Here is a 16,041-nt window from a genome sequence, read left to right as displayed (position 1 = left end):
AGAGGTCGAAACAATGATTGGTTTAATCGGTCGTAAAGTAGGAATGACACGAATCTTCACCGAAGAGGGTGTTTCTATTCCTGTCACCGTAGTTGAAGTTCAAAGTAACCGCATTACTCAAGTAAAAACGCTTGAAAATGATGGTTATCAAGCTATTCAGGTTACTACTGGCAGCAAAAAAGCAAGCCGCGTAAACAAACCTGAAGCAGGTCATTTCGCTAAGGCTGGCGTTGAAGCTGGTCGTGGTCTATGGGAATTCCGTTTTGAAAAAGGTGAATTTACTGTAGGTCAAAGCATTAACGTTGATATTTTTACAGACGTTAAAAAAGTTGATGTTACTGGTACATCTAAAGGTAAAGGTTTTGCTGGCGTAACTAAACGTTGGAATTTCCGTACTCAAGATGCAACCCATGGTAACTCTTTGGCACACCGTGGTCATGGCTCAATTGGTCAAAACCAAACTCCAGGTAAAGTGTTCAAAGGTCGTAAAATGGCAGGTCACCTAGGTAATGAACGTGTAACTGTTCAAAACTTAGATATTGTACGTGTTGATGCAGAGCGTAACCTTTTATTAATTAAAGGTGCGGTTCCTGGCGCAATCAATAGTGACGTAATTGTTAAACCAGCAATCAAGGCTTAACGTCGAGGAGATAGAGATGGAATTAGTAGTAAAAGACGCGCAAGCGCTTTCTGTTTCCGAAACTACCTTCGGACGTGAGTTTAATGAAGCGTTAGTTCACCAAGTAGTTGTTGCTTATGCATCTGCTGCTCGTCAAGGCTCTCGCGCACAAAAAACTCGTGCAGAAATCGCTGGTTCAGGCAAAAAACCATGGCGTCAAAAAGGCACAGGTCGTGCTCGTTCAGGTTCTATTAAGAGCCCAATCTGGCGTAGTGGTGGTGTAACATTTGCAGCAAAACCACAAGATCATAGCCAAAAAGTTAACCGTAAAATGTATCGTGGTGCATTAAAGAGTATTTTCTCTGAATTAGTGCGTCAAGAACGTTTAGTTGTGGTTGAAACATTTACTGTTGAAGCACCTAAGACTAAATTATTAACTCAGAAATTAAATGATATGAATCTTAATGATGTTCTAATCATTACCTCTGACGTTGATGAAAATCTTTTCTTAGCAGCACGTAACTTGCATAAAGTTGATGTGCGTGATGTGGCAGGTATTGATCCAGTTAGTTTGATTGCATTTGACAAAGTGGTTATCACTGTTGATGCCGTTAAACAAGTAGAGGAGATGTTAGCATGATTCGTGAAGAGCGTCTGCTTAAAGTCCTGCGAGCACCACATGTTTCTGAAAAAGCATCTATTTCAATGGAAAAAACAAATACATTAGTATTGAAAGTTGCTAAAGATGCTACTAAGAGAGAGATTAAAGCCGCAGTTGAACAACTATTTGAAGTTAAAGTAGATGACGTAAATACGCTTGTTGTTAAAGGCAAAGTAAAACGTCGTGGTCAACAAATCGGTCGCCGTAGCGACTGGAAAAAAGCTTACGTTACTTTAGCAGAAGGTCAAAACTTAGACCTTGCTGGCGTCGCTGAGTAATTCGGAGGAGTAAGAACAATGGCAGTTGTTAAGTGTAAACCTACATCTCCGGGTCGTCGCCACGTTGTTAAAGTGGTTAACCCAGAGTTGCATAAAGGTAAGCCTTATGCACCGTTGCTTGATTCAAAAAGCAAAACTGGTGGTCGCAATAATAATGGTCGTATCACTACCCGTCATATCGGTGGTGGTCATAAACAACATTATCGTATTGTCGACTTTAAGCGTAATAAAGATGGTATTCCAGCAGTTGTTGAACGTTTGGAATATGATCCGAACCGTAGTGCAAATATTGCATTGGTTCTATATAAAGACGGTGAACGTCGTTATATTTTAGCGCCTAAAGGCTTAAAAGCAGGTGATCAGATCCAATCTGGTGTTGATGCATCAATTAAAACAGGTAACTGTTTACCAATGCGCAATATTCCAGTCGGTTCTACCGTGCATAATATTGAAATGAAACCAGGCAAAGGCGGACAACTTGCTCGCTCTGCTGGTAGTTATGTTCAAATCGTTGCGCGTGATGGTGCTTATGTAACATTACGTCTACGTTCAGGTGAAATGCGTAAAGTGTTATCTGATTGCCGCGCCACTATTGGTGAAGTGGGTAACTCAGAACATATGCTTCGCGTACTAGGTAAAGCGGGTGCTTCGCGTTGGCGCGGTGTTCGTCCTACTGTTCGTGGTACAGCAATGAACCCGGTAGACCATCCACATGGTGGTGGTGAAGGTCGTAACTTTGGTAAACATCCTGTGTCTCCATGGGGTCAAAAAGCCAAAGGATTGAAAACGCGTAGCAACAAACGTACTGATAAGTATATTGTTCGCCGTCGCAATAAGAAATAATTAATATAGAGGATTAGCTATGCCACGTTCTCTCAAGAAGGGTCCTTTTATTGACCTACACTTGCTGAAGAAGGTAGAGAAAGCGGTGGAAAGCGGGGACAAGAAACCAATTCGTACTTGGTCCCGTCGTTCAACGATCTTTCCTAACATGATCGGTTTGACCATCGCTGTCCATAATGGTCGTCAGCACGTTCCAGTTTATGTTTCCGACGAAATGGTTGGTCATAAATTGGGTGAATTCGCGCCGACTCGTACTTATCGCGGCCACGCTGCGGATAAGAAAGCTAAGAAGAAATAAGTAGGAGAAAGAGATGGAAACAATTGCAAAGTACCGCCACGCTCGTTCTTCTGCACAAAAAGTTCGCTTAGTTGCAGATCTTGTTCGCGGTAAGAAAGTGTCTCAGGCACTTGATATTTTAACGTACACCAATAAAAAAGCGGCTGTACTAGTTAAAAAAGTATTAGAGTCTGCTATTGCTAATGCAGAGCATAACGATGGTGCTGATATTGATGATCTAAAAGTTGCGAAAATTTTCGTAGACGAAGGCCCAACCATGAAGCGTATTATGCCTCGTGCAAAAGGTCGTGCAGATCGAATTTTGAAGCGTACGAGTCACATCACCGTGATCGTCTCTGATCGCTAGGCTGGAGAATAGCAATGGGTCAAAAAGTAAATCCAAATGGTATCCGACTAGGCATCGTCAAGCCTTGGACATCTACATGGTATTCGGGTACAAAGACATTCGCTGATAATTTAGAAAGTGATTTTAGAGTGCGTGAATTCTTAAACAAAGAATTAGCACAAGCATCAATCTCTAAGATTGTAATCGACCGTTCAGCAGAAACTAACGTTCGCATTACTATTCACACTGCTCGTCCGGGTATTGTGATTGGTAAAAAAGGCGAGGACGTTGAAAAATTACGTAATGCCGTAGCTTCTATTGTCAATAAATATAAAGACAAGAAAGAGAAACGTGATGTTGCAGTACAAATTAATATAGCTGAAGTTCGTAAACCTGAACTTGACGCTAAATTAGTTGCTGACAGTATTACTTCTCAGTTAGAACGCCGTGTTATGTTCCGTCGTGCAATGAAACGTGCGGTACAAAATGCAATGAAAGCGGGTGCTAAAGGTATCAAAGTTGAAGTAAGTGGTCGTTTAGGCGGCGCTGAAATCGCACGTAGTGAATGGTATCGTGAAGGTCGTGTGCCTCTACATACTCTACGTGCTGATATCGATTATGGTACATCTGAAGCATTAACTACCTATGGTATTATTGGTGTTAAAGTGTGGATCTTCAAAGGTGAGATCCTTGGTGGTATGGCTGCCGTTGAACAAGCAGAAAAACAACCTGCTGCTCAACCGAAAAAGCAGCGCAAAGGCCGAAAACAATAAGGAGCGTCGCTGATGTTACAACCAAAGCGTACAAAATTCCGTAAAGTGCACAAGGGCCGCAATCGTGGTCTTGCTGTAAGTACTGACGTTAGTTTCGGTACATTCGGTCTTAAGGCTGTGGGTCGTGGTCGTTTGACTGCGCGCCAGATCGAAGCAGCACGTCGTGCTATGACTCGTGCAGTTAAGCGTCAAGGTAAAATCTGGATTCGAGTTTTCCCTGATAAACCAATTACTGAAAAACCACTTGAAGTGCGTATGGGTAAAGGTAAGGGTAACGTTGAATACTGGGTTGCTCAGATTCAACCAGGTAAAGTCCTTTATGAAATGGACGGAGTACCGGAAGAAGTTGCTCGTGAAGCATTTGCGTTGGCAGCTGCAAAACTGCCAATTAAAACCACCTTTGTGATTAAGACGGTGATGTAAATGAAAGCAAAAGAGCTACGCGAAAAAAGCGTTGAAGAGTTAAATACTGAACTTCTTAATTTATTACGTGAGCAATTTAACTTACGTATGCAATTAGCTGGGGGTCAGTTAACACAAACTCATGTGTTAAAACAAGTGCGTCGTAATATTGCACGAGTTAAAACATTATTAACTGAGAAGGCGGGTGCGTAATATGACTACTGAAGTAAAAATTCGTACTCAGCAAGGTCGTGTTATTAGCGACAAAATGGATAAATCTATTACTGTAGCTATTGAACGTAAAGTGAAGCATCCGTTATATGGTAAGTTCATTAAACGTACGACTAAATTGCATGTACATGATGAAAACAACGAGTGTGGTATTGGTGATACTGTAGAAATTAAAGAGTGTCGTCCATTATCAAAAACCAAATCTTGGACTCTTGTTCGAATCGTAGAAAAAGCAGTTAGTTAATCTTTTTGATTAAAAACTGTACATAATATAATAAACGGCTCATCGGCCGTTTATTTTATGCTATCCATTTTATTTGAGTGGTGTTATACTATGCGCCCTCACATATGTGGGTTTTTGGTTGTCTATTCTTATCCATGGTAGTTGAGGTGGATGAAGGTAGATTAGACAATAATTTATTTATACGGAGCATTAAAATGATCCAAGAACAGACTAGGCTAGATGTTGCCGATAACTCTGGCGCACGTAGTGTAATGTGTATCAAGGTTCTCGGTGGATCGCACCGTCGTTATGCAGCGGTTGGTGATATCATCAAAGTTACCATTAAAGAAGCAATTCCACGTGGTAAAGTAAAGAAAGGTGATGTACTTAAAGCTGTGGTTGTGCGCACTAGAAAAGGTGTTCGTCGTCCTGATGGATCTGTCATTCGTTTCGATCGCAATGCGTGTGTTATTTTAAATAATAACAGTGAGCAACCGATTGGTACGCGTATTTTTGGACCGGTCACTCGTGAACTTCGTTCTGAGAAGTTTATGAAGATCATTTCATTAGCACCAGAAGTACTGTAAGGAGCGGGTAATGGCAGCGAAAATCCGTCGAGAAGATGAAGTTATCGTGTTAACCGGTAAAGATAAAGGTAAACGCGGTAAAGTAAAAAGTGTTTTGTCTACAGGCAAAGTGATTGTTGAAGGTATCAATTTGGTGAAAAAACACCAAAAACCAGTACCTGCATTAAATCAAGATGGTGGAATTGTTGAGAAAGAAGCAGCTATTAATGTTTCTAACGTAGCAATTTTTAACCCAGCTACAGGCAAAGCAGATCGCGTAGGCTTTCGTTTTGAAGACGGAAAAAAAGTCCGTTTTTATAAGTCTACTAATGAATTAATCAATTAAGTAATTTGGAGTGTACGATGGCGAAACTGCATGATTACTACAAAGCACAGGTAGTAAATAAACTGCAAGACCAGTTTGGCTACAAATCTGTCATGCAAGTCCCTCGGATCGAAAAGATCACCTTGAATATGGGTGTGGGTGAAGCAATTACTGATAAGAAATTATTAGATAATGCAGTTGCTGACTTAGCAGCAATCAGTGGTCAAAAACCACTTGTCACTAAAGCACGCAAATCAGTTGCTGGTTTTAAAATCCGTCAAGGGTATCCTATTGGTTGTAAAGTCACTTTACGTGGCGAACGTATGTGGGAATTTTTTGAACGTCTAGTTTATATTGCTCTTCCTCGTACTCGAGATTTTCGTGGTTTAAGCGCAAAATCTTTTGATGGTCGTGGCAATTATAGCATGGGTATTCGAGAACAAATCGTTTTCCCTGAAATCGATTATGATAAAGTTGATCGTGTTCGTGGTTTAGATATTACTATCACAACAAGTGCACAATCAGATGAAGAAGGCCGAGCTTTATTATCTGCCTTTAACTTCCCATTTCGTAAGTAAGGTAGGGCATAATGGCTAAACAATCAATGATTGAACGCGATAAGAAACGCGTAAAGCTAGCAGAAAGATATTTTGCGAAGCGTCAAGAATTAAAAGCGATTATCTCTGATCTTAATGCATCAGATGAAGATCGTTGGAATGCAGTGCTTAAATTGCAAACGCTTCCTCGTGATTCTAGTCCATCACGTCAACGTCGTCGTTGTCGTCAAACCGGTCGTCCTCATGGCGTCCTTCGTAAGTTTGGTTTAAGCCGTATTAAGGTCCGTGAGTCAGCCATGCGTGGTGAGATTCCAGGTCTTAAAAAGGCAAGTTGGTAATCAGGGGAGTGTTATAGATGAGCATGCAAGATCCTATAGCAGATATGTTGACCCGCATTCGTAACGGTCAAGCTGCGAATAAAGTTGCAGTCACCATGCCTTCCTCTAAGCTAAAAGTGGCAATTGCCAATGTGCTAAAAGAAGAAGGTTATATCGGGGACTATAAAGTAGTTGGTGACACTAAACCAGAATTGGAAATCACTTTAAAATATTTCCAAGGTAAGGCTGTTGTAGAAAGTATTAAACGTGTTAGCCGTCCAGGTCTACGTATTTATAAACGTAAAGACGAATTGCCAAAAGTAATGGCAGGATTAGGTATCGCAGTTATTTCTACTTCTAAAGGTGTTATGACTGATCGAGCAGCACGCCAAGCAGGTCTTGGTGGTGAAATTATCTGCTACGTAGCGTAAGGGAGAAAAAAATGTCTCGTGTTGCAAAAGCACCTGTCGTTGTTCCTGCTGGCGTAGAGGTAAAACTCAATGGTCAGGTAATTACGATTAAAGGTAAAAATGGCGAGTTATCTCGTACAATTAATAATGCTGTTGTTATTAATCAAGAAGAAGGTCAAATTAAATTTGCCCCTCGTGACGGCTTTGCGAATGCTTGGGCTCAAGCAGGTACAGCGCGCGCATTGATTAACTCAATGGTTATTGGTGTTACTGAAGGTTTTACTAAAAAACTTCAGCTAGTTGGTGTCGGTTATCGTGCACAAGTTAAAGGTAATGCAATTGGTCTATCTCTTGGATATTCACATCCAATTGAACATCAATTACCTAAAGGTGTAACAGCTGAATGTCCTTCTCAAACTGAAATCGTACTAAAAAGTGCTGATAAACAGTTAATTGGACAAGTAGCAGCAGATATCCGTGCTTATCGTCGTCCTGAACCTTATAAAGGTAAAGGTGTTCGTTACGCAGATGAAGTTGTGCGTACTAAAGAAGCTAAGAAAAAGTAAGGTAACACTATGGATAAGAAATCAGCTCGTATCCGTCGTGCAACTAAAGCGCGTCGTAAGATGCATGAACTACTTGCAACTCGCTTAGTAGTTCACCGTACTCCGCGTCATATTTATGCGCAGATTATCGCACCAAACGGATCAGAAGTACTGGCAGCCGCTTCTACATTAGAAAAAGCTATCAGTGAAAGTTTAAAATACACTGGAAACAAAGATGCAGCAGCAGCAGTTGGTAAAGCAATCGCAGAGCGTGCATTAGCGAAAGATATCAAAGAAGTTTCTTTTGATCGTTCAGGTTTCCAATATCATGGTCGAGTTCAGGCGCTAGCAGATGCTGCTCGCGAAGCTGGCCTACAGTTCTAAGGTAGGAGTTAAAGATGTCAAACATCGAAAAACAAGCTGGTGAACTGCAGGAAAAATTAATCGCAGTTAACCGAGTTTCTAAAACCGTAAAAGGTGGTCGTATTTTTAGTTTTTCTGCACTAACTGTTGTTGGTGACGGTAATGGCCGCGTAGGTTTTGGATATGGTAAAGCACGTGAAGTGCCAGCAGCAATCCAAAAAGCAATGGAAAAAGCACGTCGTAATATGATTAATGTTGCGTTAAACAACGATACTTTACAGCATCCGGTTAAAGGTGCTCATACAGGTTCTCGTGTTTATATGCAACCTGCATCAGAAGGTACTGGTATTATCGCCGGTGGTGCGATGCGTGCGGTATTAGAAGTTGCTGGTGTTCGTAACGTTCTAGCTAAAGCATATGGTTCTACAAACCCAATTAACGTGGTTCGTGCAACAATTGATGGCTTAGAAAACATGAAATCACCTGAAATGGTTGCTGCTAAGCGTGGTAAAACCGTCGAAGAAATTTTGGGGTAATTAGCCATGGCAAAGACAATTAAAATTACACAAACTCGTAGTTCTATTGGTCGTCTACCGAAGCATAAAGCAACGTTAGTAGGTTTAGGATTACGTCGTATTGGTCATACTGTTGAGCGCGAGGATACACCTGCGATTCGCGGTATGGTAAACCAAGTTTATTACATGGTTAAAGTAGAGGAGTAATAGTAATGCGTTTAAATACTTTATCTCCTGCTGAAGGTTCAAAGCATGCACCAAAACGTCTAGGTCGAGGAATCGGTTCTGGATTAGGTAAAACGGGTACTCGTGGTATCAAAGGTCAAAAATCTCGTTCAGGTGGCGGCGTTCGTCGTGGCTTTGAAGGTGGTCAAATGCCTTTATATCGTCGTTTACCAAAATTTGGTTTTACCTCACGTAAAGCTATGGTAACAGCACAAGTTCGTCTTTCAGATTTAATGAAAGTTGAAGGTGATGTTGTTGACTTAAATAGCTTAAAAGTTGCTAATGTGATTAATTCACAAATCGAATATGCTAAAATCATGTTATCTGGTGAAGTAACTAAACCAGTTACCGTTCGTGGTATTCGAGTAACGAAAGGTGCTAAAGCTGCAATTGAAGCTGCTGGCGGAAAAATTGAGGAATAATTAGAAAGATGGCAAAGCAACCAGGATTAGATTTTCAAAGTACTCGAGGCGGTAGTGGTGAGCTTAAAAGACGTTTAATATTTGTGCTTTTAGCGCTTATTGTTTTTCGTCTAGGTTCTTATATTCCGGTTCCTGGTATTGATACTAAAGCGTTATCGGACTTACTAGCACAAGCATCATCTAATGGTATTGTCGGTATGTTCAATATGTTCTCTGGTGGTGCTTTAAGCCGTGCTTCAATTTTCGCATTAGGGATAATGCCATATATTTCTGCATCGATTATCGTACAGTTATTAACAGCTATTAGCCCTAAACTCGCAGAATTGAAGAAAGAAGGTGAATCAGGTCGTAAGAAAATTAGCCAATACACTCGTTATGGCACTCTTGCTTTAGCGATTGTACAGGCAGTTGGTATTGCGACTGGTCTACCGAATATTCCTGGTTATGGTCATGTTGTGATTAATCCAGGATTTTCTTTCTATTTTATTGCATCGGTTAGCTTAGTTACTGGCACTATGTTTCTTATGTGGTTGGGTGAACAGATCACGGAACGCGGTGTAGGTAATGGTATTTCAATCATTATCTTTGCGGGTATTGTGGCAGGTCTTCCCCATGCAATATATGAAACAATTGAACAAGCTCGTTCTGGTTCATTGCATCCAATTTTATTACTAGTAGTCGCCGCATTAGTAGTTGGTGTGACTTATTTTGTTGTGTTTGTTGAACGTGGTCAACGACGTATTGTCGTCAACTATGCGCAGCGTCAGCAAGGTCGTCGTGTGTATGCCGCACAAAGTACACATCTACCATTGAAAATTAATATGGCAGGTGTAATTCCGGCTATATTTGCTTCAACAATCGTTATGTTACCATCTATGATGGCTTCTTGGTTTCAAGGAGATGGTGAAGGTTGGAGATACATTATTGTTCTTATAGGTCAATATTTTTCTCATGATCAACCGTTATACATAATCTTTTTTGCAGCTGCGATTATTTTCTTCTGTTTCTTCTATACCGCATTGGTTTTCAACCCAAGAGAGACAGCAGATCAGTTAAAAAAATCTGGGGCATTTATTCCAGGTATCCGTCCAGGTGAACAAACATCGAAGTATATTGACAAGGTAATGACACGGTTAACGCTAATTGGCGCTATCTACATTACTTTTGTATGTTTGGTACCAATGTTTATGACAAGTGCAATGAAAGTTCCTGTCCAATTTGGTGGGACCTCTTTATTAATTGTGGTTGTTGTAATCATGGATTTTATGGCACAAGTACAGACTTTAATGATGCCAAATCGTTATGAGTCAGTGTTAAAGAAAGCGAACCTTAAAGGCTATGGCCGATAAGTTAGCCAGAAGTTACGGAGAAAAAAATGAAAGTTCGTGCTTCAGTCAAGAAATTATGCAGAAATTGTAAAATCATCAAACGCAATGGCATCGTTCGTGTTATTTGCATTGAAGGTAAGCATAAACAACGTCAAGGTTAATTTTATTTAACTGTAAAGTTGAACTTTTGCATATTTTACTTGCCAAAGTATAGTAAAGCTGGCTAGAATAGCCAGCCTAAATTTATTTGTAAACTTGCTGTTTGAGTATCCTGAAAACGGGCTTTTCAGTATAGTAAGTTTACTAACATTAACAATAAAGGAGTGCATAGTGGCCCGTATAGCAGGCATTAACATTCCTGATCAACAACATGCTGTAATTGCGTTACAAGCAATTTATGGAATTGGTAATACTCGCGCTAAGACAATTTGTGCTGAAGCCGGTATTCCTGAACATGTAAAGATCAGAGAACTATCTGAAGATCAGATTGAAAAGTTACGTGAACAAGTCGCTAAATTTACTGTTGAAGGTGATTTACGTCGTGAAGTAACTATGAGTATCAAGCGTTTATTAGACCTTGGTTGTTATCGTGGCATGCGTCACCGTCGTGGACTTCCTGTTCGTGGTCAACGCACTAAGACTAACGCTCGTACCCGTAAGGGACCGCGTAAGCCAATCAAGAAATAATTGAGGTGATAATAAATGGCAAAGACACCTGTTCGTACACGTAAACGTGTTAAAAAGCAAGTTTCTGATGGTGTAGCTCATATTCATGCATCATTTAACAATACAATCGTAACTATTACCGATCGTCAAGGTAATGCGTTGGGTTGGGCAACCGCTGGTGGTTCTGGTTTCCGTGGCTCTCGTAAGTCAACTCCGTTCGCAGCTCAAGTGGCCGCAGAGCGTTGTGCAGAAGCCGTAAAAGACTACGGAATTAAGAATCTAGAAGTTATGGTAAAAGGACCTGGTCCTGGTCGTGAGTCAACAATTCGTGCATTAAATGCTGCGGGTTATCGTATCACTAACATTACTGATGTTACTCCGATCCCTCATAACGGTTGTCGTCCACCAAAGAAACGTCGTGTTTAATTATTTATTAAACATCGAATGTTTATAGGATTATTGGAGAAATAAAATGGCAAGATATTTGGGACCAAAGCTCAAATTAAGTCGTCGTGAAGGTACTGATTTATTCCTTAAATCTGGTGTCCGAGCGGTTGACAGTAAATGTAAGTTAGAACAAGCGCCTGGACAACATGGTGCGCGTAAACCGCGTTTATCCGATTATGGTGTTCAGTTACGTGAAAAACAAAAAGTTAGACGTATTTATGGAATTTTAGAACGTCAATTCCGTAATTACTATAAAAATGCTGCGCGTATTAAAGGCAATACTGGTGAAAACCTACTTGGTCTTTTAGAACGTCGTTTAGATAACGTTGTTTATCGTATGGGATTTGGTGCAACTCGTGCTGAAGCTCGTCAGTTAGTTAGTCATAAAGCTGTTCTTGTTAATGGTCACGTTGTGAACATTGCGTCTTATCAAGTTTCGCCTGAAGATGTGATTAGTGTTCGTGAAAAATCAAAAAAACAAGCACGTATTAAAGCCGCTTTAGAGTTAGCTGAACAACGTGAAAAACCAACATGGTTAGAAGTTGATGCTAGCAAAATGGAAGGTGTATTCAAACGCTTACCAGAACGTTCAGATTTATCTGCTGACATCAACGAACATTTGATCGTCGAACTTTACTCTAAGTAAAGTTTAGCACTTAAGAGAGGACATAATGCAGGGTTCTGTAACAGAGTTTTTAAAACCTCACCTAGTTGATGTTGTTCAATACAGCCCAACTCATGCAAAAGTGACTTTAGAGCCACTTGAGCGTGGTTTTGGACATACTTTAGGTAATGCACTACGCCGCATTTTATTATCATCTATGCCGGGATATGCAGTAACCGAAGTTGAAATTGACGGTGTTCTGCATGAGTATAGTACTAAAGAAGGCGTTCAAGAAGATGTACTTGATATTCTGCTTAATTTGAAAAAATTAGCAGTACGTGTGCATACTAAAGATGATGTTATGCTGACTTTAAATAAATCAGGTATTGGTGCAGTTACTGCATCGGATATCACTCATGATGGTGATGTTGAAATTGTTAATCCTGATTTAGTAATTTGTCATCTTACTGATGCCAATGCTTCAATTAGTATGCGTATTCGTGTACAACGAGGACGTGGTTATGTCCCTGCTTCTGCTCGCGTTAAGTCAGAAGATGAAGAGCGACCAATTGGTCGTCTATTAGTTGATGCTTGTTATAGCCCAGTTGAGCGCATTGCATATTCTGTCGATGCGGCTCGTGTGGAACAACGTACCGATTTAGATAAACTGGTTATCGATATGGAAACCAATGGTACCATTGATCCAGAAGAATCTATTCGTCGCGCATCAACTATTTTGGCTGAACAACTTGAAGCTTTCGTTGATTTACGTGATGTACGTCAACCTGAAGTTAAAGAAGATAAACCGGAATTTGATCCGATTCTTCTACGTCCAGTAGATGATCTCGAATTAACTGTTCGGTCTGCTAATTGCTTAAAAGCAGAAGCAGTTCATTATATTGGTGATTTAGTACAACGTACCGAAGTTGAGCTACTTAAAACCCCTAATCTTGGTAAGAAATCGCTTACTGAAATTAAGGATGTGCTCGCTTCTCGTGGTTTATCTTTAGGCATGCGTCTTGAGAACTGGCCACCAGCAAGTATTGTTGAAGACTAAGATAAAATTTATATAAGAAGGATAAAGTTATGCGCCATCGTAAAAGTGGTCGTCAACTGAACCGAAATAGCAGCCATCGTCAAGCAATGTTTCGTAACATGACTAGTTCACTTGTTGAACATGAAATCATCAAAACTACATTGCCTAAAGCAAAAGAGTTGCGTCGTGTTGTTGAACCGTTAATTACGCTAGCCAAAAGCGATAGCGTAGCTAATCGCCGTTTGGCTTTTGCTCGTATCCGTGATAAAGATACAGTGAAAAAATTATTTTCAGATTTAGGTCCACGTTTTGCTACCCGTCCTGGTGGTTATGTACGTATTTTAAAATGTGGTTTCCGCGATGGAGATAATGCACCAATGGCTTATATTGAATTAGTTGATCGCCCTGCAGTAGAAGCAGAAGCAGCAGCTGAATAAAAAATTTAACTCATTGAGAACTAAAACCGGCAATTAAGCCGGTTTTTTATTGAGCTGAATTTAACTTTTATACCTTCATCTTTAATAAACAAACTTGATGATTTTAGACAACCACTATCGTAATGGTTGCTTTGATAAGTTTCCTAAACAAATAATTGGAATAAATTGTTTATAGTTTTCGATATTTTATCTGACATACAGTTGTTATATTGTTAGCTATACTAAAGTCGTTTTAATACTTCAATTAATTTCACGTAATTAAAATATATTAAGCTTACTGTCTGTTTTGTTGATTAATTTTAATTGTTCTTAAATAAAAATAGGTTAATTTCAAGGTCGTTTAATAATGTGGGGGTGGTGTTTCTTCTGCTAAGCTGGCAATATTAGATGACTGATTTGCTTGTATTTTTTGTGATAAAAGCATTAATTGTTCTTTTAATTTGCTAATATCAGCTTGTAGGTGCATAACCATCTGATTGAGTTCTTCAATGGTCATATCTTGAAATGCTACTTTGGTTTCTAATAATTCTAATCGTTGTTTCATAAGATCTTTAATAAGAGTATGTAGGTAAAGATACATTGTAAGTAAAAATGGCTATTAAATCCATCCTCGTTCAGCAAATGACACATATTGTCCTTTACCTATCACAAGATGATCAAGAATCCGAATATCAATTAATTCACAAACTTGTTCAATCTTTTGTGTCAGGACGCGATCGGCTTGACTGGGCTCTGCAATACCAGAAGGGTGATTATGCGCTAGAATTAATGCAGCTGCATTATACTGTAATGCCTGTCTAGCAATTTCGCGTGGATGAACTTCTACACAGTTATAGGTACCAGTAAACATTTCTTCTGCAGTAATTACATGATTTTGGTTATCTAAAAAAATCACCATAAAAATTTCACGATCTTTGTTTGCTAATCGACTTGCTAAATAATGATGAGTTAAAGAAGGTGAAGTAAGGGAATTTTCTTTCATTATTTTCACTTTAAGATAGCGATGTGAAAGTTCGACAACCGCCTTTAGTTGTGTGTATTTGGCGGTACCTAAACCATGTTTTTTACAAAAATCACTGTGACTTGCATTAATTAAATTATAAAAAGAACCAAATTCATTTAATAATTTTTGTGATAATTCTAAAACAGGTATATTTCGCGTACCTGTACGTAAAAATAATGCGAGCAATTCAGCATCACTTAATGTTTCAACCCCAAAACGTAAGAGTTTTTCACGAGGCATTAATGTTGGCGAGGGTGAGGACATAATTAGTAATTTATTCCAAAATAAGAATAAATTATTGATAAAAAGAAGGAAGTATAAAGACCCAATTTAAAATTTTGGGAAATTAATCACAAACTACATGAATTCTTTACGAAAAAAAAGCGCCGACAGGCGCTTTTGTAATGAATTTTGTTCGGTGAATTAATGACAACCACAGCCACCATGACCACCGCCACAGCAACCTGTATCTTCATCTTCATCATCGTGGCCACCACAACCGCAACCACCATGTCCATGGTCGTGCCCGTGTGCACCGTGAATGTGTCCATGTGCTATCTCTTCTTCTGTTGCTTCACGAACCGCTAATACTTCAACATTAAATTGTAGATCTTGTCCTGCTAACATATGATTACCATCAATAGTCACTGTATCGCCATCAATAGCTGTGATTTCAACCGGTAATGAGCCATGGTCGGTATCAGCAAAAAAACGCATACCAACTTCTAATTCATCAACGCCTACAAAAACATCACGAGGAACGTTTTGTACTAAAGCATCGTTAAAATCTCCATAGGCATTGATGATTTCAACATCAAATTTATCACCAACTTGATGGCCTTCTAAGGCATTTTCAAGGTCTTGTAATAAGTTTCCTGCACCTTGTAAATATTCAAGTGGTGCAGCCGCTGTTGCTTCATCAACTAAAACCCCATCTTTTGTTCTAACTTGATAAGCTAAACTAACCACCGTGTTTTTTGCTATTTTCATATTTTCTCCAACAAACTTGTATTGCACAAATTGGCATAGATTTTAACGGAAAAAACTCCATCTGTATGCTATTTTCTTAAGTTTATTACAAATCACTATGTTTAAGATGAAACTAAATAAGGTTTTTATAAAAAATTAATTTATCAAAATTTACGTTATTGCTAAATTGGTTATTTTATATGGCCTTGTAAAAATCTTATTTACCTTAACTGTATATGACAGTAAATTATAGTGTATTAGGAAATGATGATTCGAATTTGTAGACTTAAATCAGAAGTTTGCAATCAGTTAAATTTACGATATAGAAAATAACGGGTAGGTATCACAATGTTAAATGTTAATGAATATTTTGATGGTAAAGTTAAATCAATTAGTTTTGAAAATGCTTCGGCTGGTTCTGCTTCTGTTGGTGTAATGTTACCGGGCGAATATATTTTTAGTACTATCAATCCTGAAGAAATGACAGTTATAACGGGTTCGCTTAAGGTGTTACTACCTACAGCCGATGATTGGCAAGTTTTCCAAGCAGGACAAGTTTTTCATGTTGCTGGTGAAAGCAAATTTGATGTTCAGGTTGTTGAAGCGACAGCTTATCTTTGTCGTTATTTAGCAAATTAATAAGGCTATTTTAA

At 39.2% G+C, this 16,041-nt stretch carries 31 protein-coding genes; 28 read left to right on the top strand and 3 right to left on the bottom strand.

Translation table 11 applies throughout. The annotated features are described in order from the left end of the window. The first annotated feature begins 13 nt into the window (after positions 1–13). The 27 genes from rplC to rplQ all read left to right on the top strand — a co-directional run bounded on the left by rplC (position 14) and on the right by rplQ (position 13,416). A complete protein-coding gene (gene rplC, locus J3U66_RS09600) occupies positions 14–640 on the top strand; it encodes a 50S ribosomal protein L3 (RefSeq protein ID WP_267348811.1) in 627 nt (208 codons plus the stop codon). A gap of 16 nt (positions 641–656) precedes the next feature. Further along, the gene (gene rplD / locus J3U66_RS09595; RefSeq protein WP_025314384.1) at positions 657–1,259 is read left to right on the top strand and encodes a 50S ribosomal protein L4; all 603 of its coding nucleotides are present in this window, start codon (positions 657–659) and stop codon (positions 1,257–1,259) included. After that, the gene (gene rplW, locus J3U66_RS09590; protein WP_034885052.1) at positions 1,256–1,558 is read left to right on the top strand and encodes a 50S ribosomal protein L23; all 303 of its coding nucleotides are present in this window, start codon (positions 1,256–1,258) and stop codon (positions 1,556–1,558) included. Before rplD ends, rplW begins: the two co-directional genes overlap by 4 nt. 18 nt (positions 1,559–1,576) lie before the next feature. Beyond that, positions 1,577–2,401, top strand: coding sequence for a 50S ribosomal protein L2 (gene rplB / locus J3U66_RS09585; RefSeq protein ID WP_065562943.1), 825 nt, complete (start codon positions 1,577–1,579; stop codon positions 2,399–2,401). 19 nt (positions 2,402–2,420) lie between these two features. After that, a complete protein-coding gene (rpsS, locus tag J3U66_RS09580; protein WP_024496505.1) occupies positions 2,421–2,699 on the top strand; it encodes a 30S ribosomal protein S19 in 279 nt (92 codons plus the stop codon). A 13-nt stretch (positions 2,700–2,712) separates the two neighbouring features. Continuing rightward, on the top strand, positions 2,713–3,045 hold the full coding sequence (gene rplV / locus J3U66_RS09575) for a 50S ribosomal protein L22 (protein WP_034884235.1): 333 nt from the start codon (positions 2,713–2,715) through the stop codon (positions 3,043–3,045). A 14-nt stretch (positions 3,046–3,059) separates the two neighbouring features. Beyond that, a complete protein-coding gene (gene rpsC / locus J3U66_RS09570; RefSeq protein WP_065634455.1) occupies positions 3,060–3,797 on the top strand; it encodes a 30S ribosomal protein S3 in 738 nt (245 codons plus the stop codon). A gap of 12 nt (positions 3,798–3,809) precedes the next feature. After that, positions 3,810–4,220 (top strand): 50S ribosomal protein L16, encoded by a 411-nt coding sequence (gene rplP / locus J3U66_RS09565; RefSeq protein ID WP_025314389.1) that lies wholly within the window; start codon positions 3,810–3,812, stop codon positions 4,218–4,220. After that, complete coding sequence (gene rpmC / locus J3U66_RS09560; RefSeq protein ID WP_065634456.1) at positions 4,221–4,412, top strand: 50S ribosomal protein L29; 192 nt, start codon at positions 4,221–4,223, stop codon at positions 4,410–4,412. Between the two features lies 1 nt (position 4,413). Continuing rightward, positions 4,414–4,674 carry a 30S ribosomal protein S17 gene (gene rpsQ, locus J3U66_RS09555; protein ID WP_025314391.1) on the top strand — a complete coding sequence of 87 codons (261 nt, stop codon included), beginning with the start codon at positions 4,414–4,416 and terminating at the stop codon, positions 4,672–4,674. A gap of 194 nt (positions 4,675–4,868) precedes the next feature. After that, positions 4,869–5,240, top strand: a complete 372-nt coding sequence (gene rplN, locus J3U66_RS09550) for a 50S ribosomal protein L14 (RefSeq protein WP_025314392.1) — start codon at positions 4,869–4,871, stop codon at positions 5,238–5,240. 10 nt (positions 5,241–5,250) lie between these two features. Further along, on the top strand, positions 5,251–5,565 hold the full coding sequence (gene rplX / locus J3U66_RS09545; protein WP_065634457.1) for a 50S ribosomal protein L24: 315 nt from the start codon (positions 5,251–5,253) through the stop codon (positions 5,563–5,565). A 17-nt stretch (positions 5,566–5,582) separates the two neighbouring features. After that, on the top strand, positions 5,583–6,122 hold the full coding sequence (gene rplE / locus J3U66_RS09540) for a 50S ribosomal protein L5 (protein ID WP_065634458.1): 540 nt from the start codon (positions 5,583–5,585) through the stop codon (positions 6,120–6,122). A gap of 11 nt (positions 6,123–6,133) precedes the next feature. Then, a complete protein-coding gene (gene rpsN / locus J3U66_RS09535) occupies positions 6,134–6,439 on the top strand; it encodes a 30S ribosomal protein S14 (RefSeq protein WP_065634459.1) in 306 nt (101 codons plus the stop codon). A 17-nt stretch (positions 6,440–6,456) separates the two neighbouring features. Then, on the top strand, positions 6,457–6,849 hold the full coding sequence (gene rpsH / locus J3U66_RS09530) for a 30S ribosomal protein S8 (RefSeq protein ID WP_034884228.1): 393 nt from the start codon (positions 6,457–6,459) through the stop codon (positions 6,847–6,849). Positions 6,850–6,860: 11 nt separating this feature from the next. After that, the gene (rplF, locus tag J3U66_RS09525; protein ID WP_267333932.1) at positions 6,861–7,394 is read left to right on the top strand and encodes a 50S ribosomal protein L6; all 534 of its coding nucleotides are present in this window, start codon (positions 6,861–6,863) and stop codon (positions 7,392–7,394) included. 9 nt (positions 7,395–7,403) lie between these two features. Beyond that, the gene (gene rplR / locus J3U66_RS09520) at positions 7,404–7,757 is read left to right on the top strand and encodes a 50S ribosomal protein L18 (RefSeq protein ID WP_025314398.1); all 354 of its coding nucleotides are present in this window, start codon (positions 7,404–7,406) and stop codon (positions 7,755–7,757) included. A gap of 14 nt (positions 7,758–7,771) precedes the next feature. Beyond that, positions 7,772–8,272: a 30S ribosomal protein S5 gene (gene rpsE / locus J3U66_RS09515; protein WP_025314399.1), complete on the top strand. Its 501-nt coding sequence runs from the start codon at positions 7,772–7,774 to the stop codon at positions 8,270–8,272. A 6-nt stretch (positions 8,273–8,278) separates the two neighbouring features. After that, positions 8,279–8,458, top strand: a complete 180-nt coding sequence (rpmD, locus tag J3U66_RS09510; protein ID WP_025314400.1) for a 50S ribosomal protein L30 — start codon at positions 8,279–8,281, stop codon at positions 8,456–8,458. A 5-nt stretch (positions 8,459–8,463) separates the two neighbouring features. Further along, on the top strand, positions 8,464–8,898 hold the full coding sequence (gene rplO / locus J3U66_RS09505) for a 50S ribosomal protein L15 (RefSeq protein ID WP_065634461.1): 435 nt from the start codon (positions 8,464–8,466) through the stop codon (positions 8,896–8,898). An 8-nt stretch (positions 8,899–8,906) separates the two neighbouring features. Continuing rightward, positions 8,907–10,247, top strand: coding sequence for a preprotein translocase subunit SecY (secY, locus tag J3U66_RS09500; protein ID WP_267333931.1), 1,341 nt, complete (start codon positions 8,907–8,909; stop codon positions 10,245–10,247). Between the two features lie 26 nt (positions 10,248–10,273). After that, positions 10,274–10,387: a 50S ribosomal protein L36 gene (gene rpmJ / locus J3U66_RS09495; RefSeq protein WP_034884218.1), complete on the top strand. Its 114-nt coding sequence runs from the start codon at positions 10,274–10,276 to the stop codon at positions 10,385–10,387. 169 nt (positions 10,388–10,556) lie between these two features. After that, the gene (gene rpsM, locus J3U66_RS09490) at positions 10,557–10,913 is read left to right on the top strand and encodes a 30S ribosomal protein S13 (RefSeq protein ID WP_025314404.1); all 357 of its coding nucleotides are present in this window, start codon (positions 10,557–10,559) and stop codon (positions 10,911–10,913) included. 15 nt (positions 10,914–10,928) lie between these two features. After that, on the top strand, positions 10,929–11,318 hold the full coding sequence (gene rpsK, locus J3U66_RS09485) for a 30S ribosomal protein S11 (RefSeq protein WP_034948028.1): 390 nt from the start codon (positions 10,929–10,931) through the stop codon (positions 11,316–11,318). 46 nt (positions 11,319–11,364) lie between these two features. After that, the gene (rpsD, locus tag J3U66_RS09480; protein WP_065558591.1) at positions 11,365–11,985 is read left to right on the top strand and encodes a 30S ribosomal protein S4; all 621 of its coding nucleotides are present in this window, start codon (positions 11,365–11,367) and stop codon (positions 11,983–11,985) included. Between the two features lie 25 nt (positions 11,986–12,010). After that, the gene (locus tag J3U66_RS09475; protein WP_065634463.1) at positions 12,011–13,000 is read left to right on the top strand and encodes a DNA-directed RNA polymerase subunit alpha; all 990 of its coding nucleotides are present in this window, start codon (positions 12,011–12,013) and stop codon (positions 12,998–13,000) included. 29 nt (positions 13,001–13,029) lie between these two features. Further along, entirely contained in the window at positions 13,030–13,416 is a 387-nt protein-coding gene (rplQ, locus tag J3U66_RS09470; protein ID WP_034884211.1) for a 50S ribosomal protein L17, read from the top strand. Between the two features lie 340 nt (positions 13,417–13,756). On the opposite strand, the gene J3U66_RS09465 is transcribed toward rplQ, so the two are convergent. From J3U66_RS09465 to slyD, 3 genes are all read right to left on the bottom strand, one after another. Next, positions 13,757–13,960, bottom strand: a complete 204-nt coding sequence (locus tag J3U66_RS09465) for a SlyX family protein (RefSeq protein WP_416379596.1) — start codon at positions 13,958–13,960, stop codon at positions 13,757–13,759. A gap of 54 nt (positions 13,961–14,014) precedes the next feature. Next, entirely contained in the window at positions 14,015–14,683 is a 669-nt protein-coding gene (gene radC / locus J3U66_RS09460; protein WP_267344398.1) for a RadC family protein, read from the bottom strand. Positions 14,684–14,842: 159 nt separating this feature from the next. Next, positions 14,843–15,409, bottom strand: coding sequence for a peptidylprolyl isomerase (slyD, locus tag J3U66_RS09455; RefSeq protein WP_267333929.1), 567 nt, complete (start codon positions 15,407–15,409; stop codon positions 14,843–14,845). Between the two features lie 327 nt (positions 15,410–15,736). Between slyD and ppnP the strand changes: the two genes are divergently transcribed. Then, the gene (gene ppnP, locus J3U66_RS09450) at positions 15,737–16,027 is read left to right on the top strand and encodes a pyrimidine/purine nucleoside phosphorylase (RefSeq protein WP_065634467.1); all 291 of its coding nucleotides are present in this window, start codon (positions 15,737–15,739) and stop codon (positions 16,025–16,027) included. Positions 16,028–16,041: the final 14 nt, after the last annotated feature.

The sequence above is a fragment of the Gilliamella sp. B2969 genome (assembly GCF_026536195.1).
In the GTDB taxonomy this organism is placed as follows: domain Bacteria; phylum Pseudomonadota; class Gammaproteobacteria; order Enterobacterales; family Orbaceae; genus Gilliamella.
Note: the sequence above shows the minus strand (reverse complement) of the source record. Positions and strands in the feature narration are given on the sequence as shown.

What these genes read in the sequence shown, in the direction of transcription:
- rplC (WP_267348811.1), top strand. Translation starts at nt 14, where the DNA reads ATGATTGGTTTAATCGGTCGTAAAGTAGGAATGACACGAATCTTCACC.
- rplD (WP_025314384.1), top strand. Translation starts at nt 657, where the DNA reads ATGGAATTAGTAGTAAAAGACGCGCAAGCGCTTTCTGTTTCCGAAACT.
- rplW (WP_034885052.1), top strand. Translation starts at nt 1,256, where the DNA reads ATGATTCGTGAAGAGCGTCTGCTTAAAGTCCTGCGAGCACCACATGTT.
- rplB (WP_065562943.1), top strand. Translation starts at nt 1,577, where the DNA reads ATGGCAGTTGTTAAGTGTAAACCTACATCTCCGGGTCGTCGCCACGTT.
- rpsS (WP_024496505.1), top strand. Translation starts at nt 2,421, where the DNA reads ATGCCACGTTCTCTCAAGAAGGGTCCTTTTATTGACCTACACTTGCTG.
- rplV (WP_034884235.1), top strand. Translation starts at nt 2,713, where the DNA reads ATGGAAACAATTGCAAAGTACCGCCACGCTCGTTCTTCTGCACAAAAA.
- rpsC (WP_065634455.1), top strand. Translation starts at nt 3,060, where the DNA reads ATGGGTCAAAAAGTAAATCCAAATGGTATCCGACTAGGCATCGTCAAG.
- rplP (WP_025314389.1), top strand. Translation starts at nt 3,810, where the DNA reads ATGTTACAACCAAAGCGTACAAAATTCCGTAAAGTGCACAAGGGCCGC.
- rpmC (WP_065634456.1), top strand. Translation starts at nt 4,221, where the DNA reads ATGAAAGCAAAAGAGCTACGCGAAAAAAGCGTTGAAGAGTTAAATACT.
- rpsQ (WP_025314391.1), top strand. Translation starts at nt 4,414, where the DNA reads ATGACTACTGAAGTAAAAATTCGTACTCAGCAAGGTCGTGTTATTAGC.
- rplN (WP_025314392.1), top strand. Translation starts at nt 4,869, where the DNA reads ATGATCCAAGAACAGACTAGGCTAGATGTTGCCGATAACTCTGGCGCA.
- rplX (WP_065634457.1), top strand. Translation starts at nt 5,251, where the DNA reads ATGGCAGCGAAAATCCGTCGAGAAGATGAAGTTATCGTGTTAACCGGT.
- rplE (WP_065634458.1), top strand. Translation starts at nt 5,583, where the DNA reads ATGGCGAAACTGCATGATTACTACAAAGCACAGGTAGTAAATAAACTG.
- rpsN (WP_065634459.1), top strand. Translation starts at nt 6,134, where the DNA reads ATGGCTAAACAATCAATGATTGAACGCGATAAGAAACGCGTAAAGCTA.
- rpsH (WP_034884228.1), top strand. Translation starts at nt 6,457, where the DNA reads ATGAGCATGCAAGATCCTATAGCAGATATGTTGACCCGCATTCGTAAC.
- rplF (WP_267333932.1), top strand. Translation starts at nt 6,861, where the DNA reads ATGTCTCGTGTTGCAAAAGCACCTGTCGTTGTTCCTGCTGGCGTAGAG.
- rplR (WP_025314398.1), top strand. Translation starts at nt 7,404, where the DNA reads ATGGATAAGAAATCAGCTCGTATCCGTCGTGCAACTAAAGCGCGTCGT.
- rpsE (WP_025314399.1), top strand. Translation starts at nt 7,772, where the DNA reads ATGTCAAACATCGAAAAACAAGCTGGTGAACTGCAGGAAAAATTAATC.
- rpmD (WP_025314400.1), top strand. Translation starts at nt 8,279, where the DNA reads ATGGCAAAGACAATTAAAATTACACAAACTCGTAGTTCTATTGGTCGT.
- rplO (WP_065634461.1), top strand. Translation starts at nt 8,464, where the DNA reads ATGCGTTTAAATACTTTATCTCCTGCTGAAGGTTCAAAGCATGCACCA.
- secY (WP_267333931.1), top strand. Translation starts at nt 8,907, where the DNA reads ATGGCAAAGCAACCAGGATTAGATTTTCAAAGTACTCGAGGCGGTAGT.
- rpmJ (WP_034884218.1), top strand. Translation starts at nt 10,274, where the DNA reads ATGAAAGTTCGTGCTTCAGTCAAGAAATTATGCAGAAATTGTAAAATC.
- rpsK (WP_034948028.1), top strand. Translation starts at nt 10,929, where the DNA reads ATGGCAAAGACACCTGTTCGTACACGTAAACGTGTTAAAAAGCAAGTT.
- rpsD (WP_065558591.1), top strand. Translation starts at nt 11,365, where the DNA reads ATGGCAAGATATTTGGGACCAAAGCTCAAATTAAGTCGTCGTGAAGGT.
- J3U66_RS09475 (WP_065634463.1), top strand. Translation starts at nt 12,011, where the DNA reads ATGCAGGGTTCTGTAACAGAGTTTTTAAAACCTCACCTAGTTGATGTT.
- rplQ (WP_034884211.1), top strand. Translation starts at nt 13,030, where the DNA reads ATGCGCCATCGTAAAAGTGGTCGTCAACTGAACCGAAATAGCAGCCAT.
- J3U66_RS09465 (WP_416379596.1), bottom strand. Translation starts at nt 13,960, where the DNA reads ATGAAACAACGATTAGAATTATTAGAAACCAAAGTAGCATTTCAAGAT.
- radC (WP_267344398.1), bottom strand. Translation starts at nt 14,683, where the DNA reads ATGTCCTCACCCTCGCCAACATTAATGCCTCGTGAAAAACTCTTACGT.
- slyD (WP_267333929.1), bottom strand. Translation starts at nt 15,409, where the DNA reads ATGAAAATAGCAAAAAACACGGTGGTTAGTTTAGCTTATCAAGTTAGA.
- ppnP (WP_065634467.1), top strand. Translation starts at nt 15,737, where the DNA reads ATGTTAAATGTTAATGAATATTTTGATGGTAAAGTTAAATCAATTAGT.